Source organism: Streptomonospora arabica (assembly GCF_039531585.1).
Taxonomy (GTDB): Bacteria; Actinomycetota; Actinomycetes; order Streptosporangiales; family Streptosporangiaceae; genus Streptomonospora; species Streptomonospora halophila.
Map to the genome: position 1 here is coordinate 668,898 of NZ_BAAAQI010000001.1, position 15,984 is coordinate 684,881.

The following is a 15,984-nucleotide window of genomic DNA, read 5'->3' on the forward strand; positions in this document are numbered from 1 at the left end:
TGGAACGGCGCCTTGGAACTGCATGGAGGCCGTTATCTGCCCGTGATGGCCGCCACTTCGGCGCCCAGCAGAAGAAGTGCCTGTTCAGTGGTCCCGGTGCGCACGGCGGCGCGGTCGCCGGTGAGGGAGAACTCGCTCACACGGCAGTGGCCGCCCGGGCCGCAGACGGCGGCGTAGACGGTTCCGGGGGCATGGCCGTCCTGGGGGTCGGGCCCGGCCACACCGGTGACGGCGAGGCCGAAGTCGGCCGAGAGCCGGTCGCGTGCCCCCTCGGCCATGGCGCGCGCGACGCCGGGGTCGACGGCGCCCCGGTCGCGCAGCAGGTCGCGGGGGACCCCGAGCATGCCGGCCTTGAGGTCGGTCGCATAGGCCACAACCCCTCCCCGGTAGACCGCCGAGGCGCCGGCGACGCCGGTCAGCGCCGCCCCGATCAGCCCGCCGGTCAGCGACCCCACCGTGGCCAGGGTCGCGCCGGCCGCCTCAAGCGCGCGCAGCGCCGCCGCGGCGGGCTCGGCACCCGGCAGCGCGGGGCGCGGCGCGGGGCCGCCGGCGCTCATCCGCCGGCCGCGCCGGAGGAGCGGCCGCGCAGCCGCACCGCCTGGACGACGTAGTCGCCGCCGGTCCACAGGGTCACCGCCAGGGCGGCGCCCATGGCCACGTGCGCGAGGAAGGCCAGCGGCTCGGGCAGCGGGAACAGGTAGATCGAGATCGCGACGACCTGCAGCACGGTCTTGAGCTTGCCGCCGCGGCTGGCCGGGATCACCCCGTAGCGGATGACGGCGAAGCGCAGCAGGGTGATGCCGAGCTCGCGCACCAGGATGGCCGCGGTGACCCACCACCACAGTTCGCCGAGCATGGACAGCACGATCAGCGCGGCGCCGGTCAGCGCCTTGTCGGCGATGGGGTCGGCGACCTTGCCGAAGTCGGTGACCAGGTTGCGCCGCCGGGCGAGCTCGCCGTCGACGCGGTCGGTCACGGCGGCCACGACGAACACCGCGAAGGCGGCGAACCGCCAGGCGGGGTGGTCCAGGAACATGAAGGCGACGAACACCGGGACCATCACCAGCCGGCTGGCGGTGAGGATGTTGGCGATGTTCCACAGCGGCACGTGGCCGGGTGCGGATTCGTGGGTGCTCATCGCGGTGCCGACCCCTGCGTGGCGGAGGCCTCGGCGACCAGGTCGGCGCCCATGGCCTCGGTGACGGTGGCGGTGACGACGTCGCCCGGCGACAGGCCGACCGCGTGCACGACGGTGCTGCCGTCGACCTCGGGGGCCTGGTGGGCGGCGCGGCCCTCGTAGACGCCGTCGTCCAGCTCGGCTTCGACGAGGACCTCGACGGTGGAGCCCACACGCTCCTCGGACCGTTGCGCCATGAGTTCCTCCGCTAGCCGGTTGAGCCGGTCGACCCGCTCGGCGACGTCCTCGTCGGGGAGCTTGCCGTCGAGTCCGGCGGCCTCGGTGCCGTCCTCGTCGGAGTAGCCGAAGACGCCGACGGCGTCCATCCGCGCCTCCTGCAGGAAGGCGGTGAGCTCGGCGAGGTCGTCCTCGGTCTCGCCGGGGAACCCGACGATGAAGTTGGAGCGCACCCCGGCCTCGGGCGCGCGTTCGCGTACGGTGGCCAGCAGCTCCAGGAACCGCTCGCGCGAGCCGAAGCGGCGCATCCGGCGCAGCAGCGGCCCGCTCGCGTGCTGGAAGGACAGGTCGAAGTAGGGGACCACGCCGGGGGTCGAGGTCAGCACCTCGACCAGCCCGGGCCGCATCTCGGCCGGCTGGAGGTAGCTGACGCGCACCCGCTCGATGCCCTCGACTGCGGCGAGCCGGGGCAGCAGGGTCTCCAGTGCGCGCAGGTCGCCCAGGTCCTTGCCGTAGGAGGTGGAGTTCTCGCTGACCAGGAACAGCTCGCGGACGCCCTGCCCGGCCAGCCATTCGGCCTCGCGCACGACGTCGTCGGGCCGGCGGGAGATGTAGGCGCCGCGGAAGGCGGGGATCGCGCAGAAGGTGCAGCGGCGGTCGCAGCCCGAGGCGATCTTGAGGTTGGCGACCGGTCCCCCGGTCAGCCGGCGGCGGGGAATGCGCGGGCCCGAGGCCGGCGCCACCCCCTCGGGCAGCGGCTCGGCCGGGTCGAAGGGGGCGTGGCCGGGCACGTGCGCCTGGCGGCCCTCGGGCCGCTCGACCGGGGAGATCGGCAGCAGGGTGCGGCGGTCGCGGGGCTCGTGGGGCGTGAGGCTGCGGCCGGCGAGGACGTCGTCGAGGCGCTCGGAGATGTCGGCGTAGTCGTCGAAGCCGATGACCTGCGCCTCGGGCAGCTCCGCGGCGAGCTCGGAGCCGTAGCGCTCGGCCATGCACCCGGCGGCGACGACCTTGGCGCCGTCCTCGGCCGAGGAGAGCAGGGCGTCGATGGAGTCCTGCTTGGCCGCGTCGATGAACCCGCAGGTGTTCACGACGACGACGTCGGCCTTCTCACCGCCGTCGGATCCGACGAGGTCCCAGCCCTGGGATTCGAGTCGTCCGGCGAGCTCTTCGGAGTCGACCTCGTTCCGGGCGCAGCCGAGGGTGACGAGCGAGACTTTGCGGCGCGATGACATGGCTTCCAACATTAGGGGAGCGGATCGTGGGCGGCGGGACTCCCCGCCTCTACCAGGGTAGGTCCTCCCGGCCGGTGTTCGCCCGCCGGGAGGACCCCTCCCCGCACCGTCCGTCCGCCGCGCCGCCGCGCGCACGGGCGTGTCCGGTGGGTCGCTGTCCCACTGCGCGGCGCCCCGGCACTACCGGCACAAACTCCCGCCGCGTTCTTCCAAGCCGGCGGAGACCCCCGCCTCCCTCCCCGGCCGTGCGAGCGCGGCACCGGTCCCCATCGCAGCGCCCGCGCCCGAACAACGGCCCTTCGCGCCCCGGGCGCGGCGCACCCGAGTGCACGGCGCGCAACGAGCGGACCCGTCGAAAACGCCTTAGTGCAGGTCGGTGGCCGAGAAGGTGAAGCGGCCGATCCGGGCGGAGGAGTCGGGCCTGCCGATGTGCTCGTCGTTGACGGTGATGCGCACCGCCGAGGCCTTGCCCACGTGCAGCCGCAGTTCGTCGGGGTCGGTCCAGCCGCGCACGTCGTCCTTGTCCAGGACCCCGGTGTAGAGGTTGTCGCCCTGGGCGTCGGTGACGCGCAGCCACACCCGATCGAGAGCGCTGACGGTGAGGCGGACCTCCTCGGCCTTGCGCTCGCTGGTGGTCACACTGCTCATGCCGGTGCCGTAGCCGGCCGAGCGGTCACCGCCGCCCCCGGCCTCGCGGGTGCCCCGGGGACTCTGGCCGCCCCGGGACTGCAGGCCTTCCCGCGCCTGCCGGGAATTCCGGGGCTCCTGGGCGTCCTGCAGCCGCTGGGCCTCCGGGGGCCGCTGGGGCTGCCGGGACTGCTGCTGCGGTGAGGGCTCGGGTGCCGGGACGGCGTCGGCCGGGCGCTCCTCGCGCTGGACGAGGCCGCCGGCCGTCTGCCCGGAACCGCCGTCCGGCCAGGCGCCCAGGGCGGCGCCCACCGCCGCTCCGGCGATCGCGACGACCACCACCAGCGGCCAGGAGCGGCGCGCCGCGGCGAGGGTCGCCGACAGCAGTGACGGCCTGCGCTTGCGGCGCGGCTCGGGGACGGCGCCCTCGGCCGCGGCAGCGGTTTCCGCCCCTTCGGCATCGGCGCCATTGCCGCGCCCCTGCTCCGCGCCGCCGGACCCGCTGTGGCGGCCCCGGGGCACGGCTCCTGCTCCTGCGCCCGCCGCGCCGGCGGCGGCACTCCTACCGCCGCGCCGCCTGCGGCCCAACCGGCGCGATCCCTCACCGGTGCGTTCGCCGGACCCGCCGCTGCCGCCGCCCCGAGGCGCCGCTGAGGCGCCCCCCTGAGGAGCGCCGGAGGCGCTGTGGGCGGTCCGCGGGGCCGGCACGGTCGGCAGCGGCTCCGAGTCCTCCGAGCGGGCGGTGCCGGCCCGCTGAGCGCCGCTGTCGGCGCCCTCCCGTGTCCGCTCGGGCGCGTCGGCGCCGCGGTCGTCCGCGGAGTCGTCGCCGCGGCCGGTCACCGGCCTGTCGGTGAACGCCGGGACGGTCCGCTCCTTGGCGTGCTCGCGGTCGTAGAGCTCGATCAGCTCCGCCGGGTCGATCCCCAGTTCGCGGCACAGGGCCCGGATGTGGCCGCGGGCGTAGAAGTCGCCGCCGCAGGCGCGGAAGTCGTCGTCTTCGATTCCGGTGAGCACCGGCCTCCGGATGCAGGTGCGGGTGCTCAGTTCGGCGAGGCTGTAGCCGGCGCTCTCGCGAGCCGCGGCGATGGTCCGGCCGATCGTGCTCATCTCCGCCCCTTCCCAGGGTGGGGGTACGGTCGCGGTGCCCGCACGACGGCGGCGCGCGACCCTCGGCCCCGCTCCGGTGCGCGGTCGCATGCGACTGCGCAACACCGCAGAGTAGGTCTTTCACCACTCTGCGTACCTTCTGCCGGAAAGGCACCCTGACACACCCCATGAAGCGGTTAAAACTAGGTCAATGCACCCGGGACGGGCGGCGGCGCGGGTGGAGTCGGGTCAGCCGGTTCCGCCGTCGCCGCGGACGACGGCCAGCACGCCCGGCAGGTCGTCCGGCGTGACCAGGACGTCCCGCGCCTTGGAGCCCTCGCTCGGGCCGACCACGTCGCGGCTCTCCATCAGGTCCATCAGGCGCCCGGCCTTGGCGAAGCCGACTCGCAGCTTGCGCTGGAGCATCGAGGTGGAGCCGAACTGGGTGGTGACCACCAGCTCGATGGCCTGCAGCAGCAGGTCGAGGTCGTCGCCGACCTCCTCGTCGATCTCCTTCTTCTTGGCCTCGGCGGCGCCCACGTCGTCGCGGTAGCTGGGCTCGGCCTGCTTCTTGCAGTGCTCGACGACCGCCCGGATCTCCTTCTCGGTGACCCAGGCGTTCTGCAGCCGGATGGGCTTGCCCGCACCCATGGGCAGAAACAGCGCGTCGCCCTTGCCGACGAGCTTCTCGGCGCCCGGCTGGTCCAGGATGACGCGGCTGTCGGAGAGGCTGGAGGTGGCGAAGGCCAGCCGGGACGGCACGTTGGCCTTGATCAGCCCGGTGACGACGTCGACGCTGGGGCGCTGGGTGGCGAGCACCAGGTGGATGCCCGCCGCGCGGGCGAGCTGGGTGATGCGCACGATCGCGTCCTCGACGTCGCGGGGGGCGACCATCATCAGGTCGGCCAGCTCGTCGACGATCACCACCAGGTAGGGGTAGGGCTCGTACTCGCGCTCGCTGCCGGGCGGCGCGGTGAGCTCGCCGGCGGAGACCGCGGCGTTGAAGTCGTCGATGTGGCGGTAGCCCGAGGCCGCGAGGTCGTCGTAGCGGCGGTCCATCTCGCCCACGACCCACTGCAGCGCGTCGGCCGCCTTCTTCGGGCTGGTGATGATCGGGGTGATCAGGTGCGGGATGCCCTCGTACATGGTCAGCTCGACCCGCTTGGGGTCGACCAGGATCAGCCGGACCTCGTCGGGGGTGGCCCGCATCATGATCGAGGTGATCAGCCCGTTGATGCAGGTGGACTTGCCGGCGCCGGTGGCTCCGGCGACCAGCACGTGCGGCATCTTCGCGAGGTTGGCCACCACGGTGGCGCCCTCGATGTCCTTGCCCAGGCCCACCAGCATCGGGTGCTCGTCGGATGTGGCCGGGGTCGAGCGCAGGATGTCGCCGAGGCTGACGATGTCCTTGTCGGAGTTGGGGATCTCCACGCCGATGGCCGACTTGCCGGGGATCGGCGACTGGATGCGCACGTCGGCGCTCTTGACGGCCAGGGAGATGTTCTTGGTCAGCGCGGTGACCTTCTCGACCTTCACGGCCGGGCCGAGCTCGATCTCGTAGCGGGTCACGGTGGGCCCGCGGGTGAAGCCGGTGATCTCGGCGTCGATGTTGAACTGCTCCATCACGCCGTTGAGCGCCTCGACCACCGTGTCGTTGGCCTTGGTGCGCGGCTTGGGCGGCGTGCCGGGCTTGAGCGTGGGCGGCGGCGGCAGCTCGTAGTCGCCGTCGACGACGCGCGGCGGGATGGACAGCTGCTCGGCGGCTTCGGGCGGCGGCGTGTGGTCGGGCACCGCGGCCTGCGCCTTCTTGTCCGTCGCGGACACGACAGGCGTGTCGTAGGGGCGCTCGTTGGCGCCGGCCACGCCCGCGCCGCCGTCCTCCGCCGTCTTGGCGACCGCCTCGTCCGCGCGCGGCCTGCGCTTGCGCTTGGGCCGTTCGGGCGCGGCCTCCGCCTCGGAGGGGGTGTCGAGGATGGCCATTCCGGCGTCGGGACCCCCCTCGCGCTCCATGAGTCCGCCGAAGAGGGCCCGCATGCGCTCGGGGATGCGGTGGACGGGGGTGGCGGTGACCACCAGCAGGCCGAAGAGCAGCAGCAGCCCGAGCAGAACCCCGGTCACCCAAGGGGTGATGAGCAGGCTGAGGGGACCGGAGGCGGCGAAGCCGATGATGCCGCCGGCGCGGCGCACCGCCTCGGGCCCGTCGGCGGGCCAGGGGATGCCGTGGCCGATGTGGATCAGCCCCAGCAGGCCCACCAGGAGTGCGGTGGAGCCGATGAACAGCCGGCCCACGTCGGTCTCGCCGGTGCCGGGGGTGCGCATCAGCCGCCAGGCGAAGGGCAGGAACAGCAGCGGCAGCACCGGCGAGAAGGTGCCGAAGGCGCCGACGACGACGGTACGGGTGGCCTCCGGCAGCGGACCCCGGGTGTCCCACCACACAGCGGCGGCGATGAGCAGGCCGAGCGCCAGCAGCACCAGGCCGAGCCCGTCGCGGCGGAGGTCGGGGTCGAGGTCGCGGGCGCTGCGCCCGGCGGCGCGTGCGAGTCCGCCGACGGTGTGCGCCATCAGCCGCCACACGAGCAGCAGGGCGCGGCCCGTCCACACGAACAGCAGCGCTACGGGGCCTTCGGCGGCGGCGGGCCTGCGCTTGGCCGCGGATGCGCGGGTGCGCTGCGCGGAGGCCCCCGGGGTCTTGCGCGCCGGCGCCTGCTTCCGCTTCTGTCCGGAGCCGCCGGTCGCGCCGCCCCGGGACGCTCCGCCGCCGGATCCTTGGGGGGTCTTGGGCGCACGGGTGGCCATGGTCGGCAGCCTACAGCGCGCCCGGCCCGCTCGTCGGCACCGCCCGCCCGGCGTGTCGCCCGGGCGGGCGCCTCTGACCAGCGGACCGGGCGGCGCCCGTGGGTTGCCTGCGGGTCAGATCTCCACGATCACCGGGACGATCATCGGCCGGCGGCGGTAGGTCTCGTTGACCCAGCGGCCGATCCCCCGCCGCACGAGCTGGCGCAGCTGGTGGGGGTCGGTTATGCCGTCGGAGGCGGCCTTCTCCAGCGAGTCCTGCACCTTGGGGATGACCTCGTCGTAGGCCTCGACGCCGATGCCCGCCCCGCGGGTGTGGATCTCGGGCTCGCCGACGATCTTGCCGGAGGTGGAGTCGACGGCCACGATGACCGAGATGAACCCCTCCTCGCCGAGGATGCGCCGGTCCTTGAGCGCGGACTCGGTGACGTCGCCCACCGACGCGCCGTCGACGTAGACGTAGCCGGCCTGGACCTTGCCGGTGATGCGCGCCCGCCCCTTGTGCAGGTCGACGACCACGCCGTCCTCGGCAAGGCAGATGCGGTCCTCGTCGAGCCCGGCGAGGGCGGCCACGCGGGCGTGGGCGCGCATGTGCCGCCATTCTCCGTGCACCGGCATGAAGTTGCGCGGCCGCACCATGTTGTGCACGTACAGCAGCTCGCCGGCGGGGGCGTGGCCGGAGACGTGCACCAGCGCGTTGCCCTTGTGCACCACCTTGGCGCCCCAGCGCGTCAGGCCGTTGATGACGCGGTTGACCGAGTTCTCGTTGCCCGGGATGAGCGAGGACGCCAGCAGGACCGTGTCGCCCTGCTCGATGCGGATCTGGTGGTCGCGGTTGGCCATGCGGGTCAGCGCCGACATCGGCTCGCCCTGGGACCCGGTGGAGACCAGCACGGCCTCGTCGGGGCGCAGGTCGTCGAGCTGCTTGACGTCGACCAGCAGGTCGGCGGGCACGGTCAGGTAGCCCAGGTCGCGCGCGATGTTCATGTTGCGCACCATCGAGCGGCCGACGAAGGCGACCTTGCGGCCGTGGGCCTTGGCCGAGTCGAGCACCTGCTGGACGCGGTGCACGTGGGAGGCGAAGCAGGCGACGATGATGCGCTGGTCGGCCTGGTCGAAGACGCTGTCGATCACCGGCGAGATGTCGCGCTCGCTGGTGACGAACCCGGGTACCTCGGCGTTGGTGGAGTCGGCCATCAGCAGGTCGACGCCCTCGCTGCCCAGCCGGGCGAACCCGGCGAGGTCGGTCAGCCGCCCGTCGAGGGGCAGCTGGTCCATCTTGAAGTCGCCGGTGTGCAGCAGCGTGCCGGCCTCGGTGCGCACGGCCACCGCGAGCGCGTCCGGGATGGAGTGGTTGACCGCGAGGAACTCCAGGTCGAAGGGGCCGAAGGAGCGGCGGTCGTCCTCGGCTACCTGGACGGTCTCGGGCTTGATGCGGTGCTCGCCGAGCTTGGCCGAGAGCAGCGCCAGCGTCAGCCGCGACCCCACCAGCGGGATGTCGGGGCGCTCGCGCAGCAGGAACGGCACAGCCCCGATGTGGTCCTCGTGGCCGTGCGTGAGCACGAGGGCCTCAACGTCGTCGAGCCGGTCCCGGATGTAGTCGAAGTCGGGCAGGATGAGGTCGACTCCGGGCTGCTCCTCCTCGGGGAACAGCACGCCGCAGTCGACGATCAGCAGCTTGCCCCGGTACTCGAAGACCGCCATGTTGCGGCCGATCTCGCCCAGGCCGCCGAGTGCCACGACGCGCAGCGCGTCGGGGCTCAGCGGGGGCGGCGGGCCGAGCTCGGGGTGGGGATGACTCATGCGGATCCTTCCGTCAGCCGTTCGACCCCTACGACGCTGGCCGGCACCGCCTGGTGGGGGGCCAGACCGATCGGTCCCTTGACACCGGCCGCGGCGAGGTCTTCGCGCAGCAGGGCCTGAAGCTCGGGCGAGGCGTCGGCCAGCGGAGTGCGGACCGGCCCGCCGGGGAGGCCGAACATGTTCAGCACCGCCTTGGTGGTGATGACGCCCTGGGTCCGGAATATTCCGGTGTAGACGGGCGTGAGGCGGCGGTGGATGGCCAGGGCGCGGGCGACGTCGCCTCCCTGGTAGGCGTCGACCATGTCGTGCAGGTCGGAGCCGACGATGTGGCCCACGACGCTGACGAAGCCGGAGGCGCCCACCGACAGCAGCGGCAGGTTGAGGATGTCCGAGCCGCAGTAGAAGGCCATGTCGGTGCGCTCCATCACCCAGGAGCTGGCGCCGAGGTCGTCCTTGGCGTCCTTGTTGGCGACGATGCGCGGGTGCTCGGCGAGCCGCACGAGGGTCTCGGAGGCGATCGGTGTGCCGGTGCGCTGCGGGATGTCGTAGAGCATGACCGGCAGCTCGGTGGCGTCGGCGATCGACGTGAAGTGCCGGATCAGCCCTTCCTGCGGGGGCTTGTTGTAGTAGGGGGTGACCAGCAGCAGGCCGTGCGCACCGGCGCGCTCGGCGCTCTGGGCGAGCCTGCTGCTGTGGCGGGTGTCGTTGGTCCCGACCCCGGCCACGACGACGGCCCGGTCGCCGACGGCCTCCAGCACGGCGCGCAGCAACCGGTCCTTCTCCTCGTCACTGGTGGTCGGCGACTCTCCAGTGGTACCGCTGATGATGAGGCCGTCATTGCGCTGCTCGTCGACCAGGTAGGTGGCGAGGCGGGCGGCGCCGTCGTAGTCGACGTCGCCGTTCTCCTGCATCGGTGTGACCATTGCGGTCAACATCTGGCCGAAAGGCGCGCTCGGCGAAGTGCTGCCTGACATAGGGAAAACGTACCGCGCCGCGGCCCCACCTGCGCCCATGCGACCCCCACCGAAGTGGTTTTTTCGCCGCATTCACCCATGATCCGACCTGTTGGGAGCCGGTTCCGGCGGCGAGCGGACGGTGAGTGCCGTGCGCCGCGGCGCCGGGCGCGTCGGGGGCGGCGCGGACGCGGACCGCCCGCATGCGGGCGCTGCGGCAGGCACCGGGCGCCCTGACCGCGTCGGGGTGTGGGAGGCCGACATATGGCTTCCGCCGGCCGGCGGGCGCCGACGATCTTGACTCGGCAGTGAACTGCGTTACACACTTCGAGCGCACATCGGGCAGCCCGGTCGCGGCGGGCCCGTCGCCGCCCCCTGTCTCCCGTTTTCTCTCCCCGTTCCCCTGCCTCGCCTCCCCGGAGCGCGGCCTCCCCGACCGGGAGCCGGGCCCGCTCCCCCACCGCCCGCACCCGATGGAGGGTCGTCTTGCGCCGCATCGGCAATGCCCTCGCCGCGTTCAGCACGCGGTGGATCCCCGACGCGTTCGTCTTCGCGATCGCGCTGACGGTACTCGTCTACCTCCTGGCCCTGGGACTGACCGACCACGGGCCGCTCACCCTCATCGACGACTGGTACTCCGGCTTCTGGGGACTGCTGGAGTTCGCCATGCAGATGTCCCTGGTGCTGGTGACCGGGTACGCGCTGGCGTCCTCTCCCCCCGCCAAACGCGGCATCGCGGCACTCGCCGGGCTGCCCCGCGGCCCGCGCTCGGCCTACGTGCTCACCGCGGCGGGCGCCGCGGTGCTGGGCATGCTGCACTGGGGCCTGGGCCTGATCGCCGGTGCGCTGCTGGCCGTGGAGGTGGCGCGCTCCTGCAAGGCACGCGGCATCAAGGTGCACTTCCCCCTACTGGCCGCCGGCGGCTACGTAGGCCTGATGGTCTGGCACAGCGGCCTTTCCGGGTCGGCCCCCCTGCTGGTCAACACCGAGGGACACTTCCTGGAGTCCGAGATCGGCGTGCTGCCGCTGAGCGAGACGCTGTTCCAGCCGTTCAACCTCGTCTTCCTCGCGGTGATGCTCATCGGCGCCCCGCTGCTCATCCTGAGCATGCACCCGCGCACCGAGGACGCCGAGGAGATCGCCGAGCAGCCGGCGGGCGCCGCCGCGGAGGCCGCCGGCAGCGCGTCCGCGGACCGGCCGCAGACGGGCGCCCGGCGCCGCCGCGACCGCAAGAAGCAGTTGGGCCGCAAGAACGGGACCGGCGGGCCCGCGGACTCCGGCGACCGGTCCCTCTCGCCCGCCGAGCGGCTGATGCACAGCCGCGTCCCGGTGCTGGTCGTCGTGGCCGCGGGGGCGGTCTACCTGGTCCCCGAACTGGTGCGCGGCGGGATCGTGGGCATGGACCTCAACCTGCTCAACTTCACGTTCTTGATGCTGGGCCTGGCCCTGCACGGCACGCTCGCCGGCTACGCCTCAGCGGCGTCCGAGGGCGCCCGCAACGCGTCCTCGGTGATCATCCAGTTCCCCTTCTACGCCGGGATCATGGGCATCATGGAGCACTCGGGGCTGCTGGAGACGATCGCCGAGTGGTTCGTGTCCTTCTCGACGCCGCTCACCTACCCCTTCTGGGCGATGATGAGCGCCTGCCTGGTCAACCTGGCGGTTCCCTCCGGCGGCGGGCAGTGGGCCGTGCAGGGGCCGATCGTCACCGACGCCGCCGCATCGCTGGGTTTGGAGCCGGGGGTGGGCGTGATGGCGGTGGCGATGGGCGACCAGCTCACCAACGGGATCCAGCCGTTCTGGGCGCTGCCGCTGCTGGCCCTGACCCGCCTGCGGGCCGGCAGGGTGCTGGGCTACAGCGCGGTGGTGATGGTCTTCGGCATCGTCGCGGCCTCGCTGTGCATCACCTTCCTGCGGTGAGGGCGCGGACACGCGCGGGCGGCGGCACGGGACCGTGGTCCGGTGCCGCCGCCCGCGGGCCGCTTCAGTCCTCGTCGGAGTCTTTGCCGGGAAGCAGGAGGCTCAGCACCCAGCTGACGACGGAGATGACGATGGCGCCCCAGAAGGCCGGCCAGAACCCGTCGATGGTGAACGCCAGGCCGAGCATCCCGGCCAGCCACCCGGTGAGGAGCAGCAGCAGAGCGTTGACGACCAGCGAGATCAGTCCGAGGGTGAGGATGTAGAAGGCGCAGCCGACCGTCTTGACGATCGGCTTGATCACCGCGTTGACCACGCCGAAGAGAGCGCCGAGGGCGATGTAGGCGATGACCGCCTCGCTCGTCGACGTCGTGCCGACGTTGAGGCCGTCGATCAGGAACACCGCGGCGCCGAGGGCGACGGCGTTGATGAGGACTCTGATGATGATGCTCACCCGCACGATGCTGCCATGCTCCCGGCGCCGGGGGAACGCGGCGACCGGGTATTGCGGGGTTTCCCAGGGGTGCCCCGAGAGGCGGTCGGGGGCCGAAGCGGCGCCGCGGTTTTGCCGGGCGCGGCGCGCACTGAAAGCATGCCTGGCGCGGAGCTCGCCGGGACGGGCGGGCCCGCCCGTGGATTCGAGGACGGGATCGAGGACCTAGCGGTGTCGACGGAGCGCTTTGTCAGGCCGGCCCGGGAGGCCGACATCGGCACCGTGGTCGAGGTGCAGGTCGCCGCCTGGCGGTCGATGTACGGCCCGCTGCTGCCCGAGCCGGTGCTGGCGGAGATCGGCAGCGAGGAGGCCGCGGCCCGGTTCCGCGAGCAGTGGCACGGCGCGCTGACCGCGCCGCCGACCTCCCGGCACCGCCTGCTGGTGGCCACCGACCACCGCGCGGTGGTGGGGTTCGCCGCGCTGGGTCCCGCGGAGGACCCCGACTGCTGGCCCGGCACCGACGCCGAGGTCTACGCGCTGCACGTGCACCCCGACCACGTGCGCGAGGGCCACGGCAGCCGGCTGCTGAACGCCGCCGTGGACCACCTGGTCGACGACGGCTTCCACACCGCCCTGCTGTGGGTGCTGGAGTCCGCCAACCCGCTGCGGTCCTTCGCCGAGGCGGCCGGGTGGCGGCCCGACGGCGCCACGCGCGAGCTCGACCCGGGCGCGCCGCTGCCGATGGTGCGCCTGCACGCCGCCGTCAGCGGCTGAGCGCGCGCCGGCGCCTCGTCCCCTCCCCGCGCGGGCGGGCGGCGCGGCGGCGCTAACGTGGAATCCCGGCCCCGGGCGCACCGCTCGGGGCGGCCGGCACAAGTGAGGAAGGGTCGACGCGTGGCCACGGTCAGCCAGTGGGTGGCGGGGGCGCGTCCCCGCACGTTGCCGAACTCGATCGTCCCGGTGGCGGTGGGCACGGGGGTCGCGGTGGGCGCCGGCGGCGCCGTGTGGTGGAAGGCGCTGCTGGCGGCGGGGGTGGCGCTGGCGCTGCAGGTGGGCGTGAACTACGCCAACGACTACAGCGACGGCGTGCGCGGCACCGACACCGAGGAGCGGGTGGGACCGACCCGGCTGACGGCCGCCCGGCTGGCGGCGCCGCGGCGGGTGCTCTCGGCCGCCTGGGCCTGCTTCGCGTCGGCGGCGGCGCTGGGCCTGGTGCTGGCGGCGACCACGGCGTGGTGGCTGGTGCTGGTGGGCGCGGTCTCCATCGTGGCGGCGTGGTTCTACACCGGCGGGCGGCGCCCCTACGGCTACCGCGCGCTGGGCGAGGTGTCGGTGTTCGTGTTCTTCGGCCTGGTGGCCGTGGTGGGCACGGTGTTCGTCCAGGTGGAGGGGGTCCCCTGGCAAGGATGGGTGGCGGCCGTCCCGGTGGGGCTGCTCTCCTGCTCGGTCCTGGTGATCAACAATCTGCGCGACCTCGGCACCGATTCCCTGACCGGCAAGAACACGCTTGCGGTGCGGTTGGGCGAGGCCGGCACGCGCCGGCTGTACGCAGGGTGCGTGGGGGGCGCCTTCGTCTGCGCCCTGGCGACCGCGGCGGCGAGCTGGTGGGTGGCGCTGGTGCTGCTGGCCGCGCCGGCCGCCGTGCCGCCGGTGCGCCGGGTGCTGGGCGGGCAGACGGGCCGCGACCTGGTCGCCGGGCTGGGCGAGACCGGGCGGCTGCAGATGGTGTTCGGCGCGCTGTTCACCGCCGGGCTGGCGCTGGGCGCTCTGGGCTGATCCCGTCCGGTCCGCGCGGACGGCGGGGGCGAGCGGCGCGCCGCGCTCGGCCGCGGGCCGGCGCTGGTGCTGAGCTGCGCACCGACCCTTCCGCGCGCTCTACCGCGGCGGTGCTCCGCCGGGCGTATGGCACCGGGTGTCGCATCGCGGCTTGCGCGTGCAATAGGCGGGCCGCCCGCTGTTTGCGGCGGGGTGTGGGAGGAAATGCCTATCGCGTCGGATTTCCGCATGTTGGGCAGCGGGGCCCGGAGCAGTCGTTGACATCGAATGTGACCTGAATCACACTCGTCTCAGCGTTCCGCACCGGTCCCACCCGGTGCGGGTCCGCTGCGGCCGCGGGACGGCCAGCACGCCGCCCTCGCAGCCGGTTCCGCGTCCCAACCGGCCGCGGCGGCGTAACGGCGGAGGTCCTCATGATTTATCTGGCCGAGTTCGTCGGAACGGCGATCCTCACGCTGCTTGGCTGCGGCGTCGTCGCCGGTGTCACGCTCGCCCATTCCAAGGCCGCAGGCGGCGGCTGGATCGTCATCACCTTCGGCTGGGGCCTCGCCGTGGCCATGGCCGTCTACACCGTCGGCCAGTACAGCGGCGCCCACATCAACCCGGCCGTCACTATGGGCCTGGCCTCGATCGGCCAGATGCCCTGGAGCCAGGTGCCCGGCTACATCGCGGCGCAGATCGCGGGGGGCTGCTTCGGTTCGGTGATCGTCTACCTGGCCTACCTGCGGCACTGGCGCGAAACCCCCGACGCCGAGACCAAGCTCGGCGTGTTCAGCACCATTCCCGCGGTTCGCAGCATCGGGGCCAACTTCCTCACCGAGGTCATCGGCACGTTCATGCTGATCTTCGGAATTTTGGGGATCAACGCCAACATGAACCCGCTCGGCAACATCCAGGACGGCACGCTCGCCGACCTGTTCGGCACCGGCTTCGCCCCGCTGCTGGTGGGCTTCCTGGTGCTGGCCATCGGCCTGTCGCTGGGCGGCCCGACGGGGTACGCGATCAACCCCGCGCGCGACCTGGGCCCGCGCATCGCCCACGCGCTGCTGCCCATCCCCGGCAAGGGCGGCTCGGACTGGTCCTACGCGTGGGTGCCCATTGTGGCCCCGATCATCGGCGGTGTGCTGGCCGCCCAGACCTTCGTACTCCTGGGGTTCACGGTCTAGCGGAGCGCGGGCCTGCGGCCGGGCGCGCCGGCCCGGCCGCGCTCAGTCCAGCCCCAGCAGGGGTTCCAGGCCCACGGTCACCCGGTCGGGCAGCCCGGCGACGCGGCGCACGCCCAGCAGTACGCCCGGCATGAACGACTCGCGGTTCATCGAGTCGTGGCGGATGCGCAGCGTCTCGCCGTGGGTGCCGAAGACCACCTCCTGGTGGGCGATCATCCCGGTCATGCGGAGCGCGTGCACCCGCACCCCCTCGACGTCGGCCCCGCGGGCGCCGGGGATCTCGGAGGTGGTCGCATCGGGCATCGGCTCGGCGCCGGCCCGCGCTCGGGCGCCGGCGACCAGCTCGGCGGTGCGGTAGGCGGTGCCGCTGGGCGCGTCGGCCTTGTTCGGGTGGTGCAGCTCGACGATCTCGGTGGACTCGAAGTAGGGCGCCGCCTTGGCGGCGAAGTTCATCATCAGCACCGCGGCGATCCCGAAGTTGGGCGCGATCAGCGCGTTGGGACCGGGATTGGCGGCCAGGGTCTCGCGCACCTCGGCGATCCGGGCGTCGTCGAAGCCGCTGGTGCCCACCACGGCGTGGATGCCGTTCTCGGCGAGCCAGCGGATGTTGCCCACGACCTCGTCGGGGTGGGTGAAGTCGACGACGACGTCGGCGCCGCGTACGGCGCCGCGCTCGGCCGGGTCGTCGACCGCGGCGACCAGCTCGGTGTCGGCGGCGCCTTCGACCGCCTTGACGACTTCGGACCCCATGCGCCCGTAGGCGCCGAACACTCCTACCTTGATCACGGCCATTACCGTACCGGAGCCCGCGCGGCGCCCGGCCGGCGCCGCGCCCCGGACTCCC

13 protein-coding genes are annotated in these 15,984 nt (G+C 73.2%); 4 read left to right on the plus strand and 9 right to left on the minus strand.

Translation table 11 applies throughout. From position 1 onward, the window contains the following. Positions 1-32: 32 nt before the first annotated feature. The 7 genes from ABD284_RS02875 to dapA all read right to left on the minus strand — a co-directional run bounded on the left by ABD284_RS02875 (position 33) and on the right by dapA (position 9,869). On the minus strand, positions 33-557 hold the full coding sequence (locus ABD284_RS02875; protein ID WP_344140637.1) for a CinA family protein: 525 nt from the start codon (positions 555-557) through the stop codon (positions 33-35). Further along, on the minus strand, positions 554-1,138 hold the full coding sequence (pgsA, locus tag ABD284_RS02880; RefSeq protein ID WP_344140639.1) for a CDP-diacylglycerol--glycerol-3-phosphate 3-phosphatidyltransferase: 585 nt from the start codon (positions 1,136-1,138) through the stop codon (positions 554-556). Before pgsA ends, ABD284_RS02875 begins: the two co-directional genes overlap by 4 nt. Continuing rightward, complete coding sequence (gene rimO, locus ABD284_RS02885; RefSeq protein WP_344140641.1) at positions 1,135-2,586, minus strand: 30S ribosomal protein S12 methylthiotransferase RimO; 1,452 nt, start codon at positions 2,584-2,586, stop codon at positions 1,135-1,137. Before rimO ends, pgsA begins: the two co-directional genes overlap by 4 nt. A 363-nt stretch (positions 2,587-2,949) precedes the next feature. Then, positions 2,950-4,320, minus strand: a complete 1,371-nt coding sequence (locus ABD284_RS02890) for a helix-turn-helix domain-containing protein (protein ID WP_344140643.1) — start codon at positions 4,318-4,320, stop codon at positions 2,950-2,952. Positions 4,321-4,548: 228 nt separating this feature from the next. Then, entirely contained in the window at positions 4,549-7,095 is a 2,547-nt protein-coding gene (locus ABD284_RS02895) for a DNA translocase FtsK (RefSeq protein WP_344140646.1), read from the minus strand. A gap of 114 nt (positions 7,096-7,209) precedes the next feature. Continuing rightward, positions 7,210-8,895, minus strand: a complete 1,686-nt coding sequence (locus ABD284_RS02900; RefSeq protein ID WP_344140648.1) for a ribonuclease J — start codon at positions 8,893-8,895, stop codon at positions 7,210-7,212. Then, a complete protein-coding gene (gene dapA / locus ABD284_RS02905) occupies positions 8,892-9,869 on the minus strand; it encodes a 4-hydroxy-tetrahydrodipicolinate synthase (protein ID WP_344140650.1) in 978 nt (325 codons plus the stop codon). Before dapA ends, ABD284_RS02900 begins: the two co-directional genes overlap by 4 nt. Before the next feature lie 465 nt (positions 9,870-10,334). On the opposite strand from dapA, the gene ABD284_RS02910 reads away from it, so the two are divergent. Continuing rightward, positions 10,335-11,768, plus strand: a complete 1,434-nt coding sequence (locus tag ABD284_RS02910) for a short-chain fatty acid transporter (protein ID WP_344140653.1) — start codon at positions 10,335-10,337, stop codon at positions 11,766-11,768. A gap of 64 nt (positions 11,769-11,832) precedes the next feature. Here the strand turns inward: ABD284_RS02910 and ABD284_RS02915 are convergent, their stop codons facing one another. After that, on the minus strand, positions 11,833-12,219 hold the full coding sequence (locus ABD284_RS02915; RefSeq protein ID WP_344140656.1) for a phage holin family protein: 387 nt from the start codon (positions 12,217-12,219) through the stop codon (positions 11,833-11,835). Positions 12,220-12,429: 210 nt separating this feature from the next. Here ABD284_RS02915 and ABD284_RS02920 point away from each other — a divergent pair, with 210 nt between their 5' ends. The 3 genes from ABD284_RS02920 to ABD284_RS02930 all read left to right on the plus strand — a co-directional run bounded on the left by ABD284_RS02920 (position 12,430) and on the right by ABD284_RS02930 (position 15,140). Then, positions 12,430-12,972, plus strand: a complete 543-nt coding sequence (locus ABD284_RS02920) for a GNAT family N-acetyltransferase (protein ID WP_344140777.1) — start codon at positions 12,430-12,432, stop codon at positions 12,970-12,972. Positions 12,973-13,092: 120 nt separating this feature from the next. Beyond that, positions 13,093-13,974, plus strand: a complete 882-nt coding sequence (locus ABD284_RS02925; RefSeq protein ID WP_344140658.1) for a 1,4-dihydroxy-2-naphthoate polyprenyltransferase — start codon at positions 13,093-13,095, stop codon at positions 13,972-13,974. Positions 13,975-14,387: 413 nt separating this feature from the next. Further along, the gene (locus tag ABD284_RS02930) at positions 14,388-15,140 is read left to right on the plus strand and encodes an MIP/aquaporin family protein (protein WP_344140660.1); all 753 of its coding nucleotides are present in this window, start codon (positions 14,388-14,390) and stop codon (positions 15,138-15,140) included. 42 nt (positions 15,141-15,182) lie between these two features. Here the strand turns inward: ABD284_RS02930 and dapB are convergent, their stop codons facing one another. After that, positions 15,183-15,926 (minus strand): 4-hydroxy-tetrahydrodipicolinate reductase, encoded by a 744-nt coding sequence (gene dapB, locus ABD284_RS02935; RefSeq protein ID WP_386699232.1) that lies wholly within the window; start codon positions 15,924-15,926, stop codon positions 15,183-15,185. Positions 15,927-15,984 lie beyond the last annotated feature (58 nt).